This window comes from Sphingopyxis sp. TUF1, assembly GCF_036687315.1.
Taxonomy (GTDB): domain Bacteria; phylum Pseudomonadota; class Alphaproteobacteria; order Sphingomonadales; family Sphingomonadaceae; genus Sphingopyxis; species Sphingopyxis kveilinensis.
Window position 1 is genome coordinate 2,223,386 of the sequence record NZ_CP144683.1, and the last position, 21,420, is coordinate 2,244,805.

Annotated in this window: 28 protein-coding genes; 11 read left to right on the forward strand and 17 right to left on the reverse strand. The window is 66.3% G+C overall.

The genetic code is table 11. The features are described 5' to 3' along the window. Genes gspG through VSX77_RS10560 form a run of 9 tightly spaced genes read left to right on the forward strand, consistent with a single transcriptional unit; the run spans position 1 to position 6,174 of the window. Complete coding sequence (gene gspG, locus VSX77_RS10520; protein WP_338424558.1) at positions 1-507, forward strand: type II secretion system major pseudopilin GspG; 507 nt, start codon at positions 1-3, stop codon at positions 505-507. Continuing rightward, positions 482-970: a GspH/FimT family pseudopilin gene (locus tag VSX77_RS10525; RefSeq protein WP_338424559.1), complete on the forward strand. Its 489-nt coding sequence runs from the start codon at positions 482-484 to the stop codon at positions 968-970. Before gspG ends, VSX77_RS10525 begins: the two co-directional genes overlap by 26 nt. After that, positions 960-1,337 carry a type II secretion system minor pseudopilin GspI gene (gspI, locus tag VSX77_RS10530; RefSeq protein WP_338424560.1) on the forward strand — a complete coding sequence of 126 codons (378 nt, stop codon included), beginning with the start codon at positions 960-962 and terminating at the stop codon, positions 1,335-1,337. Before VSX77_RS10525 ends, gspI begins: the two co-directional genes overlap by 11 nt. Continuing rightward, positions 1,334-2,065: a type II secretion system minor pseudopilin GspJ gene (gene gspJ, locus VSX77_RS10535; protein WP_338424561.1), complete on the forward strand. Its 732-nt coding sequence runs from the start codon at positions 1,334-1,336 to the stop codon at positions 2,063-2,065. The genes gspI and gspJ overlap by 4 nt, the downstream gene beginning before the upstream one ends. After that, a complete protein-coding gene (gene gspK, locus VSX77_RS10540; protein ID WP_338424562.1) occupies positions 2,062-3,066 on the forward strand; it encodes a type II secretion system minor pseudopilin GspK in 1,005 nt (334 codons plus the stop codon). The genes gspJ and gspK overlap by 4 nt, the downstream gene beginning before the upstream one ends. Position 3,067: 1 nt before the next feature. Beyond that, positions 3,068-4,213 carry a type II secretion system protein GspL gene (gspL, locus tag VSX77_RS10545; protein ID WP_338424563.1) on the forward strand — a complete coding sequence of 382 codons (1,146 nt, stop codon included), beginning with the start codon at positions 3,068-3,070 and terminating at the stop codon, positions 4,211-4,213. Next, positions 4,210-4,692, forward strand: coding sequence for a type II secretion system protein GspM (gspM, locus tag VSX77_RS10550; protein WP_338424564.1), 483 nt, complete (start codon positions 4,210-4,212; stop codon positions 4,690-4,692). The genes gspL and gspM overlap by 4 nt, the downstream gene beginning before the upstream one ends. Then, positions 4,689-5,405: a type II secretion system protein N gene (locus VSX77_RS10555; protein WP_338424565.1), complete on the forward strand. Its 717-nt coding sequence runs from the start codon at positions 4,689-4,691 to the stop codon at positions 5,403-5,405. Before gspM ends, VSX77_RS10555 begins: the two co-directional genes overlap by 4 nt. Before the next feature lies 1 nt (position 5,406). Beyond that, a complete protein-coding gene (locus VSX77_RS10560; protein ID WP_338424566.1) occupies positions 5,407-6,174 on the forward strand; it encodes a prepilin peptidase in 768 nt (255 codons plus the stop codon). On the opposite strand, the gene pal is transcribed toward VSX77_RS10560, so the two are convergent. The 17 genes from pal to VSX77_RS10645 all read right to left on the reverse strand — a co-directional run bounded on the left by pal (position 6,161) and on the right by VSX77_RS10645 (position 18,587). Next, complete coding sequence (gene pal / locus VSX77_RS10565; protein WP_422397217.1) at positions 6,161-6,673, reverse strand: peptidoglycan-associated lipoprotein Pal; 513 nt, start codon at positions 6,671-6,673, stop codon at positions 6,161-6,163. The genes VSX77_RS10560 and pal overlap by 14 nt on opposite strands. A 105-nt stretch (positions 6,674-6,778) precedes the next feature. Further along, positions 6,779-8,146 carry a Tol-Pal system beta propeller repeat protein TolB gene (gene tolB, locus VSX77_RS10570; protein WP_338424567.1) on the reverse strand — a complete coding sequence of 456 codons (1,368 nt, stop codon included), beginning with the start codon at positions 8,144-8,146 and terminating at the stop codon, positions 6,779-6,781. A 5-nt stretch (positions 8,147-8,151) separates the two neighbouring features. Continuing rightward, the gene (locus tag VSX77_RS10575) at positions 8,152-8,973 is read right to left on the reverse strand and encodes a hypothetical protein (protein ID WP_338424568.1); all 822 of its coding nucleotides are present in this window, start codon (positions 8,971-8,973) and stop codon (positions 8,152-8,154) included. Between the two features lie 9 nt (positions 8,974-8,982). After that, the gene (tolR, locus tag VSX77_RS10580; protein ID WP_338424569.1) at positions 8,983-9,504 is read right to left on the reverse strand and encodes a protein TolR; all 522 of its coding nucleotides are present in this window, start codon (positions 9,502-9,504) and stop codon (positions 8,983-8,985) included. Further along, complete coding sequence (tolQ, locus tag VSX77_RS10585; RefSeq protein ID WP_338424570.1) at positions 9,504-10,202, reverse strand: protein TolQ; 699 nt, start codon at positions 10,200-10,202, stop codon at positions 9,504-9,506. The genes tolR and tolQ overlap by 1 nt, the downstream gene beginning before the upstream one ends. After that, a complete protein-coding gene (locus tag VSX77_RS10590) occupies positions 10,196-10,675 on the reverse strand; it encodes a YbgC/FadM family acyl-CoA thioesterase (protein WP_338424571.1) in 480 nt (159 codons plus the stop codon). The genes tolQ and VSX77_RS10590 overlap by 7 nt, the downstream gene beginning before the upstream one ends. A gap of 225 nt (positions 10,676-10,900) precedes the next feature. Beyond that, positions 10,901-11,923 carry a Holliday junction branch migration DNA helicase RuvB gene (ruvB, locus tag VSX77_RS10595; protein WP_338424572.1) on the reverse strand — a complete coding sequence of 341 codons (1,023 nt, stop codon included), beginning with the start codon at positions 11,921-11,923 and terminating at the stop codon, positions 10,901-10,903. A gap of 213 nt (positions 11,924-12,136) precedes the next feature. Then, positions 12,137-12,541 carry a GFA family protein gene (locus VSX77_RS10600; RefSeq protein ID WP_338424573.1) on the reverse strand — a complete coding sequence of 135 codons (405 nt, stop codon included), beginning with the start codon at positions 12,539-12,541 and terminating at the stop codon, positions 12,137-12,139. Further along, positions 12,538-13,215 carry a hypothetical protein gene (locus VSX77_RS10605; RefSeq protein WP_338424574.1) on the reverse strand — a complete coding sequence of 226 codons (678 nt, stop codon included), beginning with the start codon at positions 13,213-13,215 and terminating at the stop codon, positions 12,538-12,540. The genes VSX77_RS10600 and VSX77_RS10605 overlap by 4 nt, the downstream gene beginning before the upstream one ends. Continuing rightward, a complete protein-coding gene (ruvA, locus tag VSX77_RS10610; protein WP_338424575.1) occupies positions 13,212-13,811 on the reverse strand; it encodes a Holliday junction branch migration protein RuvA in 600 nt (199 codons plus the stop codon). The genes VSX77_RS10605 and ruvA overlap by 4 nt, the downstream gene beginning before the upstream one ends. A gap of 497 nt (positions 13,812-14,308) precedes the next feature. Beyond that, a complete protein-coding gene (gene ruvC / locus VSX77_RS10615) occupies positions 14,309-14,779 on the reverse strand; it encodes a crossover junction endodeoxyribonuclease RuvC (RefSeq protein WP_338424576.1) in 471 nt (156 codons plus the stop codon). 96 nt (positions 14,780-14,875) lie between these two features. Beyond that, positions 14,876-15,622, reverse strand: coding sequence for a YebC/PmpR family DNA-binding transcriptional regulator (locus VSX77_RS10620; RefSeq protein WP_338424577.1), 747 nt, complete (start codon positions 15,620-15,622; stop codon positions 14,876-14,878). Positions 15,623-15,679: 57 nt separating this feature from the next. After that, positions 15,680-16,171, reverse strand: a complete 492-nt coding sequence (locus VSX77_RS10625) for an arsinothricin resistance N-acetyltransferase ArsN1 family B (RefSeq protein ID WP_338424578.1) — start codon at positions 16,169-16,171, stop codon at positions 15,680-15,682. Beyond that, positions 16,168-16,488 carry a YbjQ family protein gene (locus VSX77_RS10630; protein ID WP_338424579.1) on the reverse strand — a complete coding sequence of 107 codons (321 nt, stop codon included), beginning with the start codon at positions 16,486-16,488 and terminating at the stop codon, positions 16,168-16,170. Before VSX77_RS10630 ends, VSX77_RS10625 begins: the two co-directional genes overlap by 4 nt. A 30-nt stretch (positions 16,489-16,518) precedes the next feature. Then, positions 16,519-16,761, reverse strand: a complete 243-nt coding sequence (locus VSX77_RS10635; RefSeq protein WP_037555168.1) for a DUF2312 domain-containing protein — start codon at positions 16,759-16,761, stop codon at positions 16,519-16,521. 100 nt (positions 16,762-16,861) lie between these two features. Continuing rightward, on the reverse strand, positions 16,862-18,184 hold the full coding sequence (locus VSX77_RS10640) for a metal-dependent hydrolase family protein (RefSeq protein WP_338424580.1): 1,323 nt from the start codon (positions 18,182-18,184) through the stop codon (positions 16,862-16,864). Positions 18,185-18,260: 76 nt separating this feature from the next. After that, positions 18,261-18,587 (reverse strand): DUF1244 domain-containing protein, encoded by a 327-nt coding sequence (locus VSX77_RS10645; protein WP_338424581.1) that lies wholly within the window; start codon positions 18,585-18,587, stop codon positions 18,261-18,263. A 99-nt stretch (positions 18,588-18,686) separates the two neighbouring features. On the opposite strand from VSX77_RS10645, the gene pyk reads away from it, so the two are divergent. Continuing rightward, positions 18,687-20,141, forward strand: a complete 1,455-nt coding sequence (pyk, locus tag VSX77_RS10650; protein WP_338424582.1) for a pyruvate kinase — start codon at positions 18,687-18,689, stop codon at positions 20,139-20,141. Between the two features lie 345 nt (positions 20,142-20,486). After that, a complete protein-coding gene (locus VSX77_RS10655) occupies positions 20,487-21,260 on the forward strand; it encodes an arginyltransferase (protein WP_338424583.1) in 774 nt (257 codons plus the stop codon). Positions 21,261-21,420: the final 160 nt, after the last annotated feature.

The following is a 21,420-nucleotide window of genomic DNA, read 5'->3' on the forward strand; positions in this document are numbered from 1 at the left end:
ATGTCGTTGATGCAGCTATTTCTTCGCCTCATGCTCGACACCTCCGTTTCGGGGCGGGGGCGTTCGCCGCTGTCCCGCCGCCGCAAAAAGGGCGAGCGAGGTTTCACGCTGACCGAATTGATGGTCGTGATCTTCATCATCGGGCTGCTCGCGACCGTGGTGATGATCAACGTCCTGCCCAGCCAGGACCGCGCGATGGTGACAAAGGCGAAGGCCGACATCGCGACGCTCGAAACCGCGCTCGAACAATATCGGCTCGACAATCTGACCTATCCGGCCTCGACCGATGGCCTTAATGCGCTCGTCGCCGCGCCGCCCGCGCTCGCGCAGCCCGAACGCTATCGCCGCGGCGGCTATGTCAAGCGGCTGCCCGAAGATCCGTGGGGCCACCCCTATAATTATCAGGCGCCCGGGCCGAATGGCAAGGCGTTCGACGTCTGGTCGCTCGGCGCCGACGGCGCCCCCGGCGGGACCGACGAAAATGCGGATATTCGCAGCGACGGCTAAAGCCCGCGCGCGCGCGCGTCCCGACGCCAACGGATTTACGCTGGTCGAACTGATGGTCGTGCTCGCGATACTGGCGCTCGCGGCGACCGCGGTGGTGCTGACGATCCCCGGCGAGGAACGAAGCGTGCGCAGCGAGGCCGACCGGCTCGCCGCGCGCTTGGCCGCCGCGCGCGACGTCGCGGTGATCGAAGGGCGCAGCGTCGCGGTTCGCTTCGCGCCGTCGGGTTACGGCTTCGAACGCCGCATCGCGGGGGAGTGGCTACCACTGCCCGGCCGCCCCTTCGAACAGCGCAGCTGGCCCGCCGACGTCGCCTTTTCGGCCGAGGGGGGGCAGGGAGTCGCCCGCATCCTGTTCGACCGCGTCGGCACAAGCCCGACGCCCCAAGCACTCGTGCTGTCAGGCGGCGATGCGCGCGAGATCGTGCGGGTGTCGGCGACAGGGGAGATCAGCCGTGGGCGGTGATGCAGCGCCTCCCGGCGAGCGCGGCTTCACCCTGCTCGAAATGCTCGTCGCCTTGAGCATCATCAGTATTGCCGCGCTGACGCTCGTGCGGCTCGACGCCTATGCGGTGCGCACTGCGGGCGACCTCGATGTGAGCACCGTCGCGGGCATCGTGGCGCAGAATCGCGCGGTCGAGCTGTGGACCGACCCCGCGCCGCCGACGATCGGCACCAGTGCGATCGGCGTCGCCAACGCCGGACGCAACTGGCGCGTCGACCAGCGCGTCACGAAAACCGCCGACGCAGGGCTGCTGCGCATCGACCTGCTCGTCCGGCCCGAAAACGGCGGCGGGCAGGCGGCGCTGACGATCATTCGGCCCGCGCGATGAAATTCGGCACCGCACTCACCAACCCGTTTGCCCTGAGCTTGTCGAAGGGCCGTTCTTTCTTGGCGACGTCGAAAAAGAAGAACGGTGCTTCGACAAGCTCAGCACGAACGGAAGCGGGAGCAGGCGAACGCGGTTTCACCCTCGTCGAGATGCTCGTCGCGCTGTCGCTGTTTGCAGCAATTGCGGCGATCGGCGTCGGCCTGCTCCGCAGCAGCATCGATACGCAGGAGGCGGTGCAGGAGCGGCTCAAGGGGATGAGCGGGATGAACCGCGTGCGCGCGGTGATGGCGAACGATCTGGCGCAGGCGGTGCAGCGGCCGACGCGCGGGCCGGCGGGCGAGGCGGTGCCGGCGTTTGTCGGGTCCGCGACCGGCTTTGCCTTTGTCCACGCGGGCGCGTCGGCGCTCGACGGCTCCCCGCGGCCCGCGGTCGAGCGCGTCGGCTATGCGCTCGTCGGCAGCGAATGGCGGCGTGCGACGCAGCCGATGCTCGACGGGGTCGCGCTGGGCGAGGGCGACCGGCTGCTGGCCGAGGTGGCGGCGGCGCGGTTGCGTTATCGCGACGATGCGGGGAGGTGGAGCGACAGCTGGACATCCGAACCGGGCGACCGCCTGCCGCGCGCGGTCGAGGTGCGCATCAGCCGTACGGAGCGGCCGCCGCTGACGATGCTGTTCCTGACCGCACCGACCCTGCTTCCACCACCCGCGTTGGCGGAGGAGGCGCCATGAAAACCTCGCCGGGCGAACGCGGTGCCGCTTTGCTCAGCGTCTTGCTGCTCGTCGCCGTGATGGCGGTGATCGCGGCGACCGCGCTCGACCGGCTGACGCTGGCGACGCGGATCGCGGGCAGTGCGGCGACGGTCGATCAGGGACGCGCCTACAGCTTTGCCGCCGAACAGATTGCGCTTGGCCGTGTTACCGATCTGGTCGGGCGCGATCGGGCCAAACTGACCTTGGCGGGTGGCTGGCTGGGGCGCGATTTCGTGCTGCCACTGCCCGGCGGGGAGGGGCGCGCGCGGCTGACCGATGCGAATAATTGCTTCAACCTCAACAGTCTGGTCGCCGAAACGGTGCCGGGACGCTTGACGCAGCGTATGGGCGCGCAGCGGCAATTCGCCGCATTAATGACGCTGATCGGCATCGAGGACGGCGAGGCGCAGGCGATCGCGGGCGCCGCCGCCGACTGGATCGATAGCGACAGCAACGAAGGGCGCCTCGGCGCCGAGGATAATGTCTATCGGTCGCTGCCGGAGGCGTATCTGCCCGCGAACCGCAAGATGGCGCATGTCAGCGAGTTGCGCGCGGTGCGCGGGATCAGCGCGAAACTCTATGCGCGGCTCGAACCCTGGGTCTGCGCGCTGCCCTCGACCGACCCGGTCAAGCTCAACGTCAACACGCTCGGCACGGGGCAGGCGCCGCTTGTCGCGATGCTGTGGCCAGGTGAAATCGACCTCGCGACCGCGCGGGCGGCGCTAGCCGCGCGGCCCCCGGGCGGCTATGGCAGCAGCATGCGATTCTGGGAGGCGCCGGCGTTCGACCGCCGCAAGCCGCCGAGCGATGTCGCCGAGCAGGCGGGGGTGACAAGCCGCTGGCTGACGCTGACGACGAATGTGACGATGGGGGACGGGTTTTTGACGGCAGTTTCGCTCATCGACGCCAATGGCGGCGCGCCGTCGGCCGGCATGGCCCCGCCCGTCATCGTGCGCCGCGACTGGGGCGAGAGCGACTGACGTGACGCGCACCTTGCTGATCTGGCTGCCCCCCGTGGCGACGCTTGCGAACGACGATGCCGCGCCCGCCGCGTGGCTGCGCGTCGATGACGGTGTGGTCGTCGACAGCGGACAGGATGACGGCTGGGTCGCCGATTGGGAGAAGCGGGACGACGATGCCCCCGACGACCGGCTGGTTGCACTGGCACCCGCGGCCGATGTGCCGCTGCGCTGGCATCACTATCCCGACGCTGCGCCCGCACAGGCCGCGGCCGCAGCGCGGATCGATGCGCTGAAGGACAGTTTGGGCGATGCGGCCGCGCTGCACGTGGTCGCAGGCCAGCCGGCCGAGATCGGGCAAGCGGTGCCCGTTGCGGTGACGACCCATGCCGCAATGACGGGCTGGACCGGATGGCTGACGGCGCGCGGGCTGACCGCCGCAGCGATCATTCCGGCGGTGGCCGCAGTGCCGCCCCCCGAACCCGACAGCCTTTGGTCGGCCGAGCTGGGCGGCGAGCGGATCATCCGCTCGGCCGATCGCGCCTGGGCGTCGGACGCCGAGCTCGACCCGCTGATCGCGGGCAACCACGATGTCGCGCCGCTCGATGCCGATGCGATGCGCGAGGCGTTGTTGCTCACGCTCGCGGCGCCGCCGCTCGACCTGTTGAGCGGTGCGTGGAAGCCGAAGCGCCGCTGGGCGGTCGATCCGGCGATGCTGCGGCTCGCGAAACGGCTGGCGATCGCGCTGGTCGTGGTGAGCGCTGCGGTGCCGCTCGTTTACGCCCTGCGTCTGTCGGCCGACACGAGCCGCGCCGACGAGGCGGTGGTCGCAATGGCGAAGAAAGCGGGGATAACCGCGTCCGACGCCAGCGCGGCGGAAACCGAAATCGACCGCCGGTTGGCCGCGGCGGGGGGCGGGCCGCTTGCCTTTTCGGTGCCTGCATCGGCGCTGTACGACGCGATGCGCGACGCGCCGGGGGTATCGCTGAAAACGCTGTCGCACCGCACCGACGGCACGCTGACGACGACGCTCGCGGCGCCGCGCGTCGATGACATCAATCGGGTGCTGCTGGCACTGCAAGCGCGCGGCTATCGGATCACCGCCCAGCCGATGGCGGGCACCGACGGGCAGCAAATGGCCAATATCACGATCCGGGCGGTGCCATGACCGAAAGGCTGAAAAACTGGTGGGCCGGATTGTCCACGCGCGAACGCTGGCTGGTCGGCATCGCCGCGGCGCTGGCGCTCGGCGTGCTCGGCTGGGGGCTGGGACGGCCGGCGGTGGCCGCTTTCGTCGATCTTGAGAGTCGCCACCGCGCCGCGATCGAGCGCGAGGGACGTGTGACGGCGAAGATCGCGCTGCTCGGCGCGGGCCTCGCGAAATCGGCCACCGCTGCGGTGGATACGGCGGTGATCGATCAATATCTGGCGCAATCGGCGGGCGAGATCGGCTTGACGCTCGACCGCAACGAAGCGCGCGGTGCCAATCAGGCGGCGATTGCGATTGCCACCGCGAAGGCGACGGTGCTGACCGACTGGCTCGCGTCGCTCGAAGCGCAGGGCTTTGTCATCGACCAGCTGACGATCACCCCCGCCGCGGACGGCACCGTCGGGATGACGGCGGAACTTCGAAAGAGCGGTCAATGAGCGCGCGGCGGCGCTGGCTCGTTGCGGCGGCGCTGCTCGCGCTGGTCCTGCTCGTCGCAACCTTTCCGATGCGGCTTGCGCTCGGCCTCTCGGGGGCGAGCGATGCCGGCGTTTCGGCGCGCGCGGTGCGCGGATCGGTGTGGTCGGCCGAGCTGATCGACGCGCGGCTCGGCGCGCTGCCGCTCGGCACGGTGCGCGCCAGCCTGTCGCCGCTGGCGCTGCTCACCGGCGAAACCGAACTCGCGTTCGAACGCAGCGACGACCGGCTCGGCGCGCTCGCGGGGCGGCTGCACGGCAGCAATCCGCGCGGCATGTCCGACGTCAGCGGGACGAGCGCGATGGCGGGCGGCCTCGGCATGATCCCGATCGACACGATCCGCTTCGAAGGTGCGACGGTGCGGTTCGACGATGCGGGCAAATGTGTCAGCGCGAGCGGCCGGGTTCAGCTGATGGTCGCCGCGCCGATTGCGGGACTCGACCTGTCGCGCGGCTTGTCCGGCCCGCTCCGCTGTGCAAACGGGCGCGCCGAGGCGGCGCTCGCCAGCCAGTCGGGGATGGAACGGCTGACGCTTGGCTTCGACGGAAAGGGCGCATGGCGTGCACGGCTGGCGATCAACGTCGACCGCGATCCCACGATGGCGGCGGCGCTCGCGGCGCTCGGCTTCCGCGCGGGGCCGGGCGGGTTCGTGCTGGCGACCTCGGGCCGCTTTTGACGTGACGATCCTCGATGCCTTGCCCTTTGGCGCGGGCATCCTGTTGGCCGGGCTGATCGGGCTGTTGCTGGGAAGCTTTATCGCGACGCTGGTGCTGCGCTGGCCCGCCGGGCGCTCGCTGCTCGGGCGCTCGCAGTGCGACGATTGCGGACGGGCGCTCGGCGTGCGCGATCTGGTGCCGATCCTTTCCGCGTTGCTGTCGCGCGGGCGGTGCCGAACCTGCGGCTCGGAGATTGATCGATTTCATGGCCGGATCGAGCTGGCATCAGCGCTGATCGGTGCGGGAGCGCTGGCGCTGCTTCCGGGAACGGCGGGCTGGCTCTGGGCGCTGTTCGGCTGGCTGCTGCTGCCGCTTGCGCTGCTCGACGCACGGCATTTCTGGCTGCCCGACCGGCTGACCTTGCTGCTGGCGGTGACGGGGGTGTTGCTGGCGGGGCCGATGCTCGGCACGTCGCTCGTCGATCGCTGGGTCGGGGCGCTGGTTGGCGGCGGCGCGCTGGCGCTCCTCGCGTGGCTCTATGCCCGTGCGCGCCGACGGGACGGCATGGGCGGCGGCGATCCCAAGCTTGTCGCGGCGACCGGTGCGTGGCTCGGCTGGCAGGTCTTGCCGCTGATGCTGTTGCTTGCCAGCCTTGGCGGGATCGTCTGGGCGCTTGTCGCCCAAGGAAAAGGGGACCGGCCGCTCGGCGAGCGGCCGGTCCCCTTCGGTCTGTTCTTGTGCGCCGCGGCCTTTGCCGCGGTGCCGCTGTGGCCGCTTATTGCCCGATGACGACGGTCACCGCGCGGCGGTTCTGCGCCCAGGCTTCCTCGGTCGATCCGACCGCCGCGGGGCGTTCCTTGCCGTAGCTGATGACGTTGATCCGCGACGGATCGATGCCGAGCGAGGCGAGATAGTTTTTCGCGGCATTCGCGCGGCGCTCGCCGAGTGCGATATTATAGTCGCGCGTGCCGCGTTCGTCGGCGTGACCCTCCAGCGTGACGCGCACGGCCGGGTTGCGCTGCAGCCACTGCGCCTGGCTTTGCAGCGTCGCCTGATCCTGCGCATCGACATTATATTGGTCAAAATCGAAAAAGATGCGGTCGGCCGCGACGTTCGCGACAAAATCTTCCTGCGAACCCGGCACGACGCCGGTGCCGGTGTCGGTCCCCGTATCGGTTCCCGTGCCTTCGGGGGCGGGGGGCAGCGTGTCCGGGGCCTTTTTCGCGCAGGCGCCAACAGCAAGCATGGTGATCGCCGCAATCATTGCGGTGCTTTTGCGTATCGTCATGTCTTCTGTCCTCTTGTTATGGTGTGGAAACTGTCTGAAACGGGCGGTTTCGCGGCGTTGTCACGCATAGGGGAACCCGATTTAGGCCTTTTGGTTCCGTCTTTGTCAAGGCAGCACCGGGCCCCAGCTCGGGTCCGACCCGTCTTGCGGGGTCGGCAGACGGCGCAGATTGACGCCGGTCAGGTCGACCTGCCACAGGCTTGATTTGCCTTCGCGGCCCGGCGTGGTGCGGAAGAACTGGATCACCCGGCCGTTCGGCGACCAGGTCGGCGCCTCATCCTGCCAGCTGTTCGTCAGCATCCGCACCCCGCCGCCCGACGGCGTCATCACGCCGATGCGGAACTCGCCGCCGCCCATACGGGTGAAGGCGATCAGATCGCCGCGCGGCGACCATTCGGGGGTGGCGTAACGTCCGCCGCCAAAGCTGATCCGCTGCTGGTTCGACCCGTCAATGTTCATCACATAAAGCTGCTGGCTGCCTGACCGGTCGCTTTCGAACACGATCTTGCGCCCGTCGGGTGAGAAGCTGCCGCCGACGTCGATCCCCGGCGCGGTGGTCAGCCGCACCGGGGTGCCGCCGTTCGCCGAAATGCGATAGATGTCGGTGTTGCCGCCGACCGCCATCGAATAGAGGATCTGCGTCCCGTCGGGCGACCAGCGCGGCGCAAAGGTCGCGTTGCCGCTTTCGGTCACCAGCTTCTGCGATCCGCTGGCGACATCATAGATGAACACGCGAACGCGGTTGTTGAGATAGGAGACGTAGACGATCTTCTTGTAATCGGGCGAGAAACGCGGACTGATCGCCAGCGCCTGCCCATTGGTGATGAAGCGGTGGTTACCCCCATCGCTGTCCATGATCGCCAGCCGCTTGATGCGGTTCCCCTTGGGCCCGCTCTCGGCGATATAGGCGACGCGGCTGTCGAAGAAGGGCGCCTCGCCCGACAGGCGCGAATAGATGGCGTCGGCGCATTTATGCGCGGCGCGGCGCCAGTCGGCGGGCTGGATTTCGAACCCTTTGCGCACCAGCTCGCTGCCAAGCGCCGTGTCATAGAGATAACAGCCGACAATCAGGCTGCCGTTCGACCCGGCATCGACGAAGCCGTGGACGACATTTTCGGCGCCGCGCGCCTGCCACTCGGCAAATTGCGGTGCCTGCACCTCGGCGCGGGTGATCGCGCGGACGCCGTTGGGGCCGATGGGTTCAAACAGGCCGCTGCGTTCAAGGTCGGCGGCGATGATTTCGGCGAGCTGGCGACCGAGGGCGTCGGTGCGCAGTCCCGCGACCGTCTGCGCCGACGCGGTGGCAAACGGCGGAATGCCGACGACGGTGCGTTCCTGCGACAGCGTGCCCTCGATCGTCTCGCGCGGTTCGGTTTGCGTCATCGCGGGCGGCGTCGGCGCGGTCTGTTGCGCCAGCACCGGCGCGGTGGTGAGCAGCAGGGCGAGCGATAGGCTGATCGGACGGAGGAACATGGGGCTTACCTCTTGATGAAATCGAGCGTGTAATTCTGCCAGAAGCTGTAATTTTCTTCGGGCAGATCGAAGGGTGCGGCGAGTTCGACCGCGCGTTTGGCGCATTCCTGGTGGCGCTGGATCTGAAAGCGGTTGCTGTCATTTTCGCCAGTGGTCGTGACGCTGGTGAAGCCCGCCAGCGCTCCCGTCTCCGTCAGCCGAAATTTGACGACGGTCTTGAGCTGATCGACGTCGACGCCCGACACGCGGCAACCGTCCCAGCGCGGCCCGACCGCCGCCTTGATGCTGACGTCGATCGAGCGACGCACTTCGGCCGCAGTCGCCGCGGCGGGCGCGCCCTTGCTGGCCGGGGATTTGGGCTGCGATTTCGACAGACCCTCCGCGATCCCATCGAGACGGCCGGTCGGGCGAGTGGGGCGATCCTTGGTGGGCGGCGCTTTGGGCGCGGCCTTGGGCTGCGCCTTTTTGGCGGCGGGTGGCTGTTTCGGCGGCGCCGTTTTGGGCCGCGCGACCTGTTTGGGGGTCGGCGCGGGCGTCGGACGCACGACGGGTTCGGGCAGCGGCGGCGCGGGCACTGGCTCGGGTGCGGCGATGTCGACCATATCCTCTTCGCCCAGCCGCGCGGCAGGGGGCGTTTCGGCGATCACCGGCGCGGTCGATTGCATCGCGGTCTCGGCGATCAGGTCGACTTCCATCGGCGGATTGTCGAAGCGGCGCTCGCCCCCGGTCCACTGGACCGAAAGAAGGCCGATGATGACGACATGCGCCGCCACCGCGACGGCAAAACCGCGTCGCTCATTCCCCCGATTTGTGGCTGCTTCGGCCATGGTTTCAGCCTATTGCCCCGATTCTGAACCGTCGGTGACCGCGGCTTCGGTGGTCGGCGCCGCCTCGGCAGGGCTATCCGATCCCGTCGTCACCAGTGCGATGCGGGTGAGCCCCGCACGGTTAAGTTCGCCCATCACGCGCATCACGCGGCCGTAATCGAGCCCCTTGTCGGCGCGCAGCATGATCTGGCGCGGCCGATCCTCGCCCTCGTTTGCACGCGCGATCGCGTCGAGCCGCGCGGGAAGCTCGGCCTCGGGCACGACCTCTTCGCCGATATAGAGCGTGTCGTCGGCATTGATCGACAGCTGCACCGGTTCCTGCTCCTCGGTATCGATCGGCTTGGCGCGGCTTTCGGGCAAGTCGATGGGGACGGCGGAGGCCAGAAGCGGCGCGGTGATCATGAAGATGATCAGCAGCACGAGCATCACGTCGACGAGCGGCGTGACGTTGATCTCCGCCATCGGCGCGCGGCGATGGCCGCGCCCGCGCCGGGCACCGACGCCGCCGTCCAAAGGTCCGGTCATCGCCATCAGGCCTCGACCTCCAGTTCGCGGCTGAAGGTCGCATGCAGCCCGTCGGCAAAGCGGCCGAGCCGCGATTCGAGGCGGTTCAGGCGCTGCGAAAAGGCGTTATAGGCGATCACCGCGGGGATCGCCGCGAACAGGCCGATCGCGGTCGCGAACAGCGCCTCGGCGATGCCGGGTGCGACCACCGCCAGGCTGCTGTTGTTGCTCGCAGCAATCGCGGTGAAGCTGCGCATGATGCCCCAGACCGTACCGAACAGGCCGACGAAAGGCGCGACCGCGCCAATCGTCGCGAGCGTGCCGATCTTTTCGGCCAGCCGGTCGACCTCGCCCGCGATTGCCGAATTCATCGCGATGCCCAGCCGCTCGCGCGTGCCGTCGCGGTCGACGGTCTTGCCCTTGGTCGACCGCCGCCATTCGCTGATCCCGGCGCTCAGCACTTTGGCGCTCGGCAGTTCCTCGGCGCCATTTTTATCGAAAAAGCGGTCGATATTGTCGGCGCGCCAGAAATCGCGCTCGAACTGGTCCGACGCGCGCATCAGCTTGCCGACGCCGCGGCCGTGAGTGAAGATCACCGCCCAGACATAGATGGAGGCGGCGAGCAGGCCGATCATCACCGCCTTGACGATGATATCCGCCTGAAGGAACAGCGCGACGGGGGAAAGGGTCGCCGCATCGGCGGCCAGCGAGATATTGTCTAGCAAGGGTTCGTCTCTCCATTCATGATCGCGGTGAAGCGCTGCACCCAGTCGGCGGGCTGGCGCCGCGGCCGACCCGTCGGCGACAGGAAGGCGGCCGTGACCTGCCCGTCGGTCAATGTCTCGCCGCTTAACGTGTCATTTGTGCGAAGGATGCGCTGCGCGATCACTACGCTCGCGCCCCGCACAGCTTCGACGGTACTGACGACGAGCAGATCGTCGTCGAGTTTCGCAGGGCTGCGATATTTGATCGCGAGGTCGGTGACCGCCCACGCGCCTTCGCCACCCTCCATCGCCGCGCGCTGGTCGATCCCCGCGACGCGCAGCATGTCCGACCGCGCGCGCTCCATATAGCGCAGGTAATTGGCGTGATAGACGATGCCCGACAGGTCGGTGTCCTCAAAATAGACGCGCGCCCGGAACTGATGTTCGGTCCCGACGAAGGCGCCGGGGACGAAGGGGGGCAGGACATTTACCATCGTAGAGAGCGATAGCGGGCCTTCGACTCGTCGCAAACCCCAAACCAACAGTTCGTCGCAGATGGGGGCCGTTTGGTGGGAGATGATCGCGGAAATCCGCTACATTCCCGAGTTTTTCGTGCCCCTGCGAAGGCAGGGGCCCATCACCAGAGGCTGCGCCCTTACGCGAACGGCTGAGGACTCCGCGACGGCGGGTGATGGACCCCTGCCTTCGCAGGGGCACGGTCATTTGCCGTTATCGAACAACCCATCCTGCGCCCCCGCGGGCGGATTGAGCCCCAGATGCTTCCACGCACTCGCGTTGAGCGTCCGGCCGCGCGCCGTACGCGCGATCAGGCCGATTTGCAGCAAATAGGGCTCGATCACATCCTCGATCGTATCGCGCGGCTCCGAAAGCCCCGCCGCGAGCGTTTCCACCCCGACCGGACCGCCGCGGTAAATGTCCGCGATCATCGTGAGGTAGCGCCGGTCCATCGCGTCGAGGCCGAGCGCATCGACCTCGAGACGGCTGAGCGCCGCGTCGGCCGCGCGCGCATCGACGATGTCGTGCCCGGCAACCGTCGCAAAGTCGCGCACGCGGCGGAGCAGCCGCCCCGCGATTCGCGGCGTCCCGCGCGACCGCCGCGCGATTTCAAGCGCACCGTCGGGTGCGATGCCAAGGCCGAGCAACCGCGCCGCGCGGCCGATCACCTGCTCGAGTTCGGCGTGGGTATAGAAATTGAGGCGCACCGGGATGCCGAAGCGATCACGCAGCGGCGTTGTCAGCAGGCCCTGCCGCGTCGTCGCGCCGACGAGGGTGAATTTGGGCAGGTCGATGCGCACGCTGCGCGCCGACGGTCCTTCGCCGATCATGATGTCGAGCGCGCGGTCCTCCATCGCGGGATAGAGGATTTCCTCGACCGCGGGCGACAGGCGGTGGATCTCATCAATGAACAGGACATCGCCGTCCTCCAGATTGGTGAGCAGCGCGGCAAGGTCGCCCGCCTTCGCGATCACCGGTCCGCTGGTCGAACGGAAACCGACGCCGAGCTCGCGCGCGACGATCTGCGCCAGCGTCGTCTTGCCCAGCCCCGGCGGGCCAAAGAACAGCACATGGTCGAGCGCATCGCCGCGCGCCTTCGCCGCCTCGATAAAGATACGCAGATTCTCGCGCGCCGCGGCCTGCCCGACAAATTCGGCGAGCGATTTGGGGCGCAGCGCGGCGTCGGCATCCTCGGGGGTGCGTACGGGAGTGGTGAGGTCGGTCACAGTTTTGCCTTATACCTTCTTCCCTTGAGGGAGAAGGATACGCAGCCTTGCCGCTGAAAGCGGCTAGGCGAAGTTGGATGAGGGGTTGCAACGGAGCGGACTCGTGCGGCGTCTGAACCCCTCACCCAGCTGCGACTATGCGGCAAAGCCGCCAAGTCTTCGCAACCCTCTCCCTCAAGGGGAGAGGGGATGAAAAAATGACACCGTGGACGCTCAGTCATAATGGTCGATCCCGTCGCCGGTGATCGAAACCCATGGTTCCTTGCGATCTTCCCACACCGAATAGGCGGGCGCGAAGCCGTGGCCGGGTTCGAAATTGCCGAGCGGGATCGCATAGGCGTCGTGATGGGGCCGCGCGCGGTACCAGACGCCCGAACCGCAGGTGGGGCAGAAGAAGAAGTCGGCGGTGTGGCCACTGTCGCCGGTATATTGCCACGACTTCGCCTCACCCTCGGTGCGCACCTGTTCGGCGGGGAAACGGACCTGCACGGCAAAGGCGCTGCCGCTCCGCGCCTTGCACTCGCGGCAATGGCACACCGACACGCGGATCGGCTCGCCGGTGCAGGCGATGCGGACCTGGCCGCAGCGGCAGGACGCGTGGCGGAGGCGGTCGGTCACTTTTCACCCTGCTCCCAAGGCACCTCGGTGTGGGCTCTCATATATTGTTCACTGTCTCGAACATCTTGATGTTCGATCATCCAACGCATGTCATCGATGCGTTCTACACGCTCAGGGGTAAGGACATGCCATTTCGCTAGAAAACTTTCGATTGCGTCCGGATTTCCACGCTCGTCGCGATGTAGCGCATGCCAGTCAGCTACCGCGGCTTGTCCTAGTTTCATGGGCACATACCCTCCGCCCGTAGCGGCCCGACCGGCATCACCAATTGTCAATCTCACAAAATCGGACCGTGCAGAAACGATCTCATTTTCAGAAACATTGAGTTCGCGTAGCCCCGCTTCGACGCGCTTTACGCTTTGATAAATCCAGTCGCTTCGAGATGAGAATCTGCCAGTATTCACGCTAGCGTCGTTAGCAGCGCGTGCTTGAATCGCCGCGAAGGACTTGAGCTGCTGCAGCAGCTTCTCTGATTCACTAAGGTTTCTCTCAATCTTCGCCTTGAGAGGACCAAAAGAAAATTCGACTAACGACTCCAGCTTGCCAAAGAGCGTGACAAGCACGACCGCACAGACTGCCATTATGGAGGCGGCTAGGTTAAACCATGCCAATGTCGTAACGGTGACGATGAACGCTAGGCGCACTATCCACTTAAAAATGTTGGCCCAGTTCATTTCGCCACTCTCTTGAGTGCCATGCGCACTAGCGCATCAAGGTTGGCGCCCGCGCCCAATTCCTCGCTCGCTGCCATGACGGCGGCGCTCGCCTCGCCCGGCTTGAAGCCGAGGCCAGTGAGCGCGGCAATCGCGTCGCCGACCGGGCCGGTTGCAACCGACAGCGCTGGGCCGCCGCCCGAAATGCCGCCGAGTGCGCCCGCCTTGTCCCTAAGTTCGTGCGTGATCCGCTGCGCCAATTTCGGCCCGACGCCGTTAGCGCGCGCGATCATCGCGCTGTCGCCGCTCGCGAGCGCGCGTTGCAGATCGGCGACTTCGAGCGCCGAGAGGATCGCGAGCGCGACCTTGGCCCCGACCCCCTGCACGCTGGTGAGCAGACGGAACCAGTCGCGCTCCTCGGCGCGCGCGAAGCCGAGCAGGCGCAGGAAATCCTCGCCGACAAGCATTTCGGTGTGGATGGTGACTTCACCGCCGGTCGCGCCTAAGGCGTCCAATGTGCGCGCCGATGCCTCGACCAGATAGCCGACGCCGCCGACGTCGATCACCGCATGGCCTGCGCCGCTGCTGTCGAGCCGTCCGGTGAGTTTCGCGATCATGGAATCTGCGTAGCGCGAGGAGAACGAAAAGGGAATCGGTTTCCCGCTTTGTTGACGGTGTTGTCCATTCGTCGTGTTTGATTTGATCCGGGATGGCGAATGGCGGGAAACGACCGATCGCGGTCATAGCGCATACCTAAAAACTTTGTCATTCCCGCGAAAGCGGGAACCCAGAGCGGGCTTCAGCTGACCCCTCCCTGGGTTCCCGCTTTCGCGGGAATGACAAAAGGAGGACGTCCGCTCCCCACCCCACACCGGACATTCACCGCGAAAAAAACCGCTGTCCTACATGGATCCGCTGTGCCAATCTTCGTTCTGTTCTTTCAATATGTGGACAAAATGCGGTTGCGGCCAAGCCCGTGGGCCTGCGCAGGAGTCGGCTGCGACTATCTGGCGGGAGTGACCGATTGGCGTCCGCGCAAGGCTGACTTTTACTGACCTTTGGATCAACTGCGCGGGGGTCGTGCCGACTGTTCTCTATCCCCAGGCTGAGTTCCTCAGCGCGGCCGGTGGTTCGCGTGGCAGATCGCGACCGCCAGCGCATCCGCTGCATCCGGCCCCGCTACCTTCGCCCCCGGCAGCAGCACGCGCAGCATCGCCTGCACCTGCTCCTTCGCCGCGCCGCCGGTGCCGACGATCGCTTTCTTGACGAGGCGCGGGGCATATTCGGTGACCGTCAACCCGCCGCGCGCGCAGCCGAGCAGCACCACGCCGCGCGCGTGCGCGAGCTTCAAGGTCGATTGCGGGTTGTCGTTGACGAACACTTCCTCGACCGCGGCGCATTCGGGCGCATGATCGGCGATCACCGTGGCGAGCGCGGTGTCGAGATGTGCGAGGCGATCGGGGAGGGGCACCTTGGCGTCGGTCTTGATCTGGCCGTTGGCGATGTGGCTGATCCGGCTGCCCTCGACGCGGATGACGCCCCAGCCGGTGCAACTGAGCGAGGGGTCGAGGCCGAGGATGATCATCGGGAACCGCTTGTGTCGAGCGAAGTCGAGACACCCTGAAGCGGCGCGCGCCTGATGAGCATCTCGACCTCGCTCGATGCGAGCGGATTTTTGCGTTTAGCCAAGCTTTTCCATCACCGCGTCGGGGATTTCATAATTGCCCCACACGGTCTGGACGTCGTCGTCGTCGTCGAGCGTGTCGATCAGCTTGAACAGCGTCTGCGCGACATTTTCGTCCGCGATTTCGCTCTTGAGCGTCGGGCGCCATGCAAGCTTGACGCCTTCGGCTTCGCCGAGCTTGGCTTCCAATGCCTTCGCCACTTCGTGCAGGCTATCGACGCTGGTCCAGATGTCGTGGCCGTCATCGGACGATTCGACATCGTCGGCGCCGGCGTCGAGCGCGGCTTCGAACACCGTGTCGGCATCGCCCGCGCTTGCCGGATAGCTGATGAGGCCGAGGCGGTCGAAGCCATGGCTGACGCTGCCCGAGGTGCCGAGATTGCCGCCATTCTTGCTGAACGCGGTGCGCACGTTGGTCGCAGTACGGTTGCGGTTGTCGGTGAGCGCCTCGACGATCAGCGAGACGCCGCCGGGGCCATAGCCTTCGTAGCGGATTTCCTCATAATTATCGCCGTCGCCGCCCGCGGCCTTGTCGATCGCGCGCTGGATATTGTCCTTGGGCATCGACTGCGCCTTGGCCGCGTTGACCGCGGCGCGCAGACGCGCATTCGCGTCAGGATCGGGCAGGCCCATCTTCGCTGCAACGGTGATTTCGCGGCTGAGCTTCGAGAAAAGGGCGCTGCGCTTTTTGTCCTGCGCGCCCTTGCGATGCATGATGTTCTTGAACTTGCTATGGCCGGCCATGGCTCTCTTCTTTTCGGCTGGAACGAACTGGAGGGGCGCTTACATCAGGATCGAACGTCAAAGCAACCGCTGCCACCATCCGACATCGCGCCAACCACCCATTTTCCAGCCAACCTCACGGTAGATACCGATCGGCGTGAAGCCCATTGCCTCGTGCAAACCGATGCTCGCTTCGTTCGGCAAGGCAATCCCGGCAAAAATTGCGTGGATGTTGCGATCCTTCAGCAGCGGAAACAGTGCCGCATACAGCTGTCGCCCAACCCCGGCGCGCGCAAAGGGCGCATCAAGGTAGATCGCGACATCCGCAGACGTTGCATAGGCTTCTCGCACCCGGTGCGGGGAGCCATAGGCATAGCCGGCAATTTCCCCGTCGACCTCTGTGACCAGCCAGCCATGGCTGGCGCCAAAAATTTCTATCCGGCGGGCCATTTCCGCCGCATCGGGCGGATGAAGCTCGAAACTGATCCAAGTCTCGGTGACATAGGGCGCGTAAATTTCCGCACATCGCGCGGCATCGGCCGAAGTGGCTGGGCGGATGTGGACACTCACCCCAGGATCACGGCCGTTCCCGACGCGCTGACCATCAGCATCGACCCGTTCTGGCCGAGCACTTCATAGTCGATGTCAACGCCGACGACGGCATTGCCGCCGAGCCTGGCCGCCTCGGCTTCCATCTCGCCCAGCGCCTCCTTGCGCGCGCGGGCGAGGACATCTTCATATTTGCCCGACCGCCCGCCGACGATGTCGGTGATCGACGCGAAAAGGTCGCGAAACAGGTTGGCGCCGACGATCACTTCGCCGGTGACGATGCCCAGATATTCGCGGACCGGATGGCCTTCGATCGTATTGGTCGTGGTGCTGAACATCGTCACTCTCCTGCTATGTGGGGATAAGCATCAGTCGATACCGAGCGCCGATTTATAGACGTCGAGGATGGCTTCCATTTCCTTGCGGTCGTGGACCGGCAGTTTGCGCAGACGGACGATCTGGCGCATGATCTTGGGGTCGTAACCCTGCGACTTGGCTTCGTTATAGGTGTCGCGGATGTCGTCGGCGATGCCCTTTTTCTCTTCTTCCAGACGCTCGATGCGCTCGATGAAAAGGCGCAGTTGTTCGTCGGATACGGTGGCTTCGCTCATTATCGACTCCGGTAGATGGGATGTTGCAGCGCAAGAATCGCGCGTGCGGCGTCCCTAATCGTCCTGCGGATTTTTCGCCATGCTTTCTTCGGCCCCCCGCTTATTCGGACGGGAAGGGCTGGCGTTTCCCGTCCAGCTTGTGAACGACGCCGCGACGCATCACGAAAGCGACCTTTTCGAGCGCGGTCACGTCGGCCAGCGGGTCGCCGCCCACGGCAATGATGTCGGCCTCGCGTCCGGGCAGGATCGCGCCGATCGGGCGATCGAGTTCGGCGGCATTGTCGATCGTCGCCGCCTTGATCGCCTGTGCCGGGGTCATTCCGGCCTTGACCATCAGCGCGAATTCCTTGGCATTGTCGCCGTGCGGCGCGACGCCCGAATCGGTGCCGAACAGGATGCGGACATTGGCCTTTACCGCGCGCGTCATGCTGTTGGCGTGCGCGGCGGCCGCTTCCTCGGCCTTGGCAAGTTGCGGGCCGGGGGCGTCCCCGCGCCGCGCCTGCGCGAGCGCGGCGATCGGCGCGACCGCGGTCGGCACCAGCGCCGCGTTCGATGCCTTGAACAGCTTCACGGTTTCATCGTCGATGAAGCTGCCATGTTCGATCGAATCGACCCCGGCGCGCAGCGCGGCGTCGATGCCTTCCTTGCCATGCGCGTGCGCCGTCACCTTGCGTCCGAAGCTGTGCGCGGTGTCGATCACCGATTTCATCTCGACATCCGACATCTGCTTGCCCAGCCCGCCCGCGACGTTCGAGCGAACGCCGCCGGTTGCCGCGAATTTGATGACCTCTGCACCCAGCGAGATCTGCGCGCGGACGGCGCTGGCGCAGCCATCGGGTCCGTCGCAGATGTTTGTACGCTCGGCCGCGACGGCGTGGGCAAGAGTGCGGTTGAGGCCATTGACTCCGCCATGGCCGCCGGTCACCGAAATCATCGTGCCGGCAGGGATCACCGTCGGGCCGACGATAACGCCATTGTTGATGGCATCGCGCAGCGTGGTCGTGGTCCGCCCGTCGCCACCGAGATCGCGCACCGTCGTAAATCCCGCTTCCAGCGTCTTTCGCGCGTTGTCTTGGGCGATGACAAAGACATCCTCGACGTCGCGCCCGGAGGATTCGAGGCGGCTGCGCAGCAGATTGTCATCGGTGGACAAGTGGACGTGCATGTCGATCAGGCCGGGGAGGACAAAGGCGTCCTTCAGATCCACCACGCGTGCACCGTCGTCGGGGGCGGCAAAACCATCGCGTACCTCGGCGATCTTGCCGTCGCGGACGATAATGGTCGATGGCCCGCGCGGCGCGCGTCCAGGCTGGTCCAGAAGGCGTCCGGCATGAATATAGGTCGAACCGGGTGTCTGCGCGGCGAGCGGAGCGCCTGCCAAAAACCCTGTCCCCAACATCGCAGCGACCAACATCATACGCATTGCCCAAATCTCCCCAATTGACCCTGTCGCCGTGACAATCTGGTGGTCATGTCCGCAAAGCCCGACGGGGGCAAGATCAGCGGTGCGGATTCTTCGCCATGCTTTCTTCCATCCGGGCGAGTTGTTCGGGGGTGGCGGCGGTGTGATAGCGCGCTTTCCATTCCGCCGTCGGCATCCCGTGGACGATCGCGCGGCCCGCCTCCTTGTCCATACCGCCCGCCTCGGCGATCCAGTCGCCGAGGCAGTTGCGGCAGAATCCCGCGAGCCCCATCAGGTCGATGTTCGCGGCGTCGTGGCGATGCTGGAGCAGGCGGACGAGGCGGCGGAAGGCCGCGGCGGCGACGGCATCGTTGAGTGTGTCGAGGGCGTCGTTCGGGGTGGCCTGTTCATCGCTGCACGACATGGTTCGGACTTTCCTGAATAGCTATACGGTGGTTGCGCCGGGGCGCGCGACGCGCCATGCGTCGCACACCGTAACGGCAAACAGGCAAGCGGAGCAATCGTGGTTCAGAGCTTTACACCCCGCCAGCGCAAGGTCCGCATCCTGGCGACGCTTGGCCCCGCGAGCGCCAATGTCGAGATGATCGCCGCGCTGCACCGCGCGGGCGCCGACGCCTTTCGCGTCAATATGAGCCATGGCGACCATGCGGGCCATGCGAAGGTGATCGCCGCGATCCGGTCGCTGGAGAAAGAGACCGGCCGACCGACGACGATCCTCGTCGACCTGCAGGGGCCGAAGCTGCGTGTCGGCACCTTCAGGGATGGACCCGCAGAGCTGGTCAGGGGCGCGGTGTTCGTGCTCGATACCGACCGTGCACCGGGCGATGCGCATCGCGTCCACCTGCCGCACCCCGAGCTGTTCGCGGCGCTGGAACCCGGCACCCGCCTGCTGATCGACGATGGCAAGCTGGTGCTGCGCGTGCAGAGGGTGACGGCCGAACGGATCGAGACGCTGGTCGAGGTTGGCGGCAAGATTTCGGATCGCAAGGGCGTCAACGTCCCCGACGTCGTCGTGCCGCTCGCGGCGCTTACCGAGAAGGATCGCAAAGACCTGGCCTTCGCGCTCGAGCAGCATGTCGATTGGGTCGCGTTGTCGTTCGTGCAGCGCCCTGAAGATGTTGCAGAGGCGCGACGGCTGATCGGCGGCAAGGCCGCGCTGCTCGTCAAGTTCGAGAAACCGTCGGGGGTGCAGCGGATCGAGGAAATCCTCGAGCTGGCCGACGCGGCAATGGTCGCGCGCGGCGACCTGGGGGTTGAGCTTCCCCCCGAAGCCGTGCCGCCGCTGCAAAAACGTATCGTCGCGACCGCGCGGCGGATGGGCAAGCCGGTGGTCGTCGCGACGCAGATGCTGGAATCGATGATCACGTCGCCCTCGCCGACGCGCGCCGAAGTTTCGGACGTTGCGACTGCGGTCTATGACGGCGCCGACGCAATCATGTTGTCGGCCGAGACCGCGGCGGGGGCTTGGCCGGTGGAAGCGGTCACGATGATGGATTCGATCGCGCGTTCGGTCGAAAGCGACCCCGATTATTTCCGCCGCCTGCACTTCACCGAGACGGCGCCCGACGCCACGACCGCCGACGCGCTGGCCGAGGCGGCGGGCAGCATCATCACGACGATCGCGGCCGATGCGATCATCTGCTTCACCGCGTCGGGTTCGACCGCGCGCCGCGTCGCGCGCGAGCGGCCGGGCGCGCCCTTGCTCGTCCTGACGCCCAAGAAGGAGGCGGCGCGGCGCATGGGGCTGCTGTGGGGCGCCCATGCGGTGCCGACCAAGGACATTGGCAGTTTCGAGGAGATGATCGCCAAGGGCAAGCGCATGGCGCTGCGCCACGGCATTGGCCGGCCCGGTGCGAAGCTGGTGATGATGGCGGGGGTGCCGTTCGGCACCCCGGGGTCGACCAATGTGCTGCACGTCGCAACGCTGACCGGCGACGAACTGCGCGGATATAGCTGAGCGGTGAATCCTCCCTGTGGCGAAGCCATGGGGAGGGGGACCGCTCGCGCAGCGAGTGGTGGAGGGGCCGCGACGTCGGCGCCAATGCCCCTCCGTCAGCGGCTTCCGCGCTGCCACCTCCCCATGGCTTCGCCACAGGGAGGATCGATTTCAGGGACAATCGATTCAAATCGGCACAATCCTTACCGCGCGATTCACAAAATTTTCGCGTTGATTCAGAACGGCACGACTAAAAATGGTAAACGGACTTTGCACCATTGACGCTGCGCGGCATAATTGATGCAACCAGCGCGTCGGACCCGCATCGGGGGGGCTCCGCATCGTCAGTCCGGAGGGTTATTTCGCGTGTCCGCACCGTTCCGTTTTCCGCGCTTTTTCGTCACCAGCCCCGCGCCATGCCCCTATCTGGCGGGCAAGACCGAGCGCAAGGTGTTCACCGAACTGAGCGGCAACAACGCGGCGGAGCTCAACGATGCGCTCGGGCGCATCGGCTTCCGGCGCAGCCAGTCGGTTGCGTATCGTCCAAGCTGCGCCGATTGTTCGGCGTGCGTGTCGGTGCGCGTGTGCGCCGGCGAGTTCGCCCCGAGCAGTTCGCAAAGGCGCACGCTGCGCCGCAACGCCGACCTGGCCGTCACCGCTTGCAAGCCGTGGGCGACCGAGGAGCAATATGCGTTGCTGCGTTCCTACCTCGCCTCACGCCATCCCGATGGCGGGATGGCCGACATGGACGAGCAGGATTTCGCCGACATGGTCGAACAGACCCCGGTCGACAGTTTCATGATCGAGTATCGCGAGCCGGTCGTGGGCGGTGGCAAGGGACGGCTTGTCGGCTGCTGCCTGACCGACCGGCAGGGCGACGGGCTGTCGATGATCTACAGCTTCTTCGATGCGCATCATCCGCTGCGCGAGGGGCTGGGCACCTATATCATCGCCGATCATGTGCTGCGCGCGGCGAAGGCAGGGCTGCCGTACGTCTATCTCGGTTACTGGATCGAGGGATCGGCGCGCATGGCTTACAAGGCGCGCTTCCGCCCGCTCGAGAAGCTGGGGCCTGACGGTTGGTCGCGGTTCGAACCGAGCCAGTCGGAGCGGATTGCGGCGATGTTCGAGCTGGCTTGACCGCTTAGCTGCGAACGTCTCGCAGCAGAGGCAATTGCCGCCTGCCCGGTTGACCTTTTCCCGCTTTCAAGGGCATAGCTTCGCATCAGGACATAAGTCCGGGTCGCATCCAGCGTTGGTGGTCGCCCAGGGGTGGGCGATTGGGGGGAGTGGGATGCCC

What these genes read in the sequence shown, in the direction of transcription:
- gspG (WP_338424558.1), top strand. Translation starts at nt 1, where the DNA reads ATGTCGTTGATGCAGCTATTTCTTCGCCTCATGCTCGACACCTCCGTT.
- VSX77_RS10525 (WP_338424559.1), top strand. Translation starts at nt 482, where the DNA reads ATGCGGATATTCGCAGCGACGGCTAAAGCCCGCGCGCGCGCGCGTCCC.
- gspJ (WP_338424561.1), top strand. Translation starts at nt 1,334, where the DNA reads ATGAAATTCGGCACCGCACTCACCAACCCGTTTGCCCTGAGCTTGTCG.
- gspK (WP_338424562.1), top strand. Translation starts at nt 2,062, where the DNA reads ATGAAAACCTCGCCGGGCGAACGCGGTGCCGCTTTGCTCAGCGTCTTG.
- gspM (WP_338424564.1), top strand. Translation starts at nt 4,210, where the DNA reads ATGACCGAAAGGCTGAAAAACTGGTGGGCCGGATTGTCCACGCGCGAA.
- VSX77_RS10555 (WP_338424565.1), top strand. Translation starts at nt 4,689, where the DNA reads ATGAGCGCGCGGCGGCGCTGGCTCGTTGCGGCGGCGCTGCTCGCGCTG.
- pal (WP_422397217.1), bottom strand. Translation starts at nt 6,673, where the DNA reads ATGACGATACGCAAAAGCACCGCAATGATTGCGGCGATCACCATGCTT.
- tolB (WP_338424567.1), bottom strand. Translation starts at nt 8,146, where the DNA reads ATGTTCCTCCGTCCGATCAGCCTATCGCTCGCCCTGCTGCTCACCACC.
- VSX77_RS10575 (WP_338424568.1), bottom strand. Translation starts at nt 8,973, where the DNA reads ATGGCCGAAGCAGCCACAAATCGGGGGAATGAGCGACGCGGTTTTGCC.
- tolR (WP_338424569.1), bottom strand. Translation starts at nt 9,504, where the DNA reads ATGGCGATGACCGGACCTTTGGACGGCGGCGTCGGTGCCCGGCGCGGG.
- VSX77_RS10590 (WP_338424571.1), bottom strand. Translation starts at nt 10,675, where the DNA reads ATGGTAAATGTCCTGCCCCCCTTCGTCCCCGGCGCCTTCGTCGGGACC.
- VSX77_RS10605 (WP_338424574.1), bottom strand. Translation starts at nt 13,215, where the DNA reads ATGAACTGGGCCAACATTTTTAAGTGGATAGTGCGCCTAGCGTTCATC.
- ruvA (WP_338424575.1), bottom strand. Translation starts at nt 13,811, where the DNA reads ATGATCGCGAAACTCACCGGACGGCTCGACAGCAGCGGCGCAGGCCAT.
- ruvC (WP_338424576.1), bottom strand. Translation starts at nt 14,779, where the DNA reads ATGATCATCCTCGGCCTCGACCCCTCGCTCAGTTGCACCGGCTGGGGC.
- VSX77_RS10620 (WP_338424577.1), bottom strand. Translation starts at nt 15,622, where the DNA reads ATGGCCGGCCATAGCAAGTTCAAGAACATCATGCATCGCAAGGGCGCG.
- VSX77_RS10630 (WP_338424579.1), bottom strand. Translation starts at nt 16,488, where the DNA reads ATGTTCAGCACCACGACCAATACGATCGAAGGCCATCCGGTCCGCGAA.
- VSX77_RS10635 (WP_037555168.1), bottom strand. Translation starts at nt 16,761, where the DNA reads ATGAGCGAAGCCACCGTATCCGACGAACAACTGCGCCTTTTCATCGAG.
- VSX77_RS10640 (WP_338424580.1), bottom strand. Translation starts at nt 18,184, where the DNA reads ATGCGTATGATGTTGGTCGCTGCGATGTTGGGGACAGGGTTTTTGGCA.
- VSX77_RS10645 (WP_338424581.1), bottom strand. Translation starts at nt 18,587, where the DNA reads ATGTCGTGCAGCGATGAACAGGCCACCCCGAACGACGCCCTCGACACA.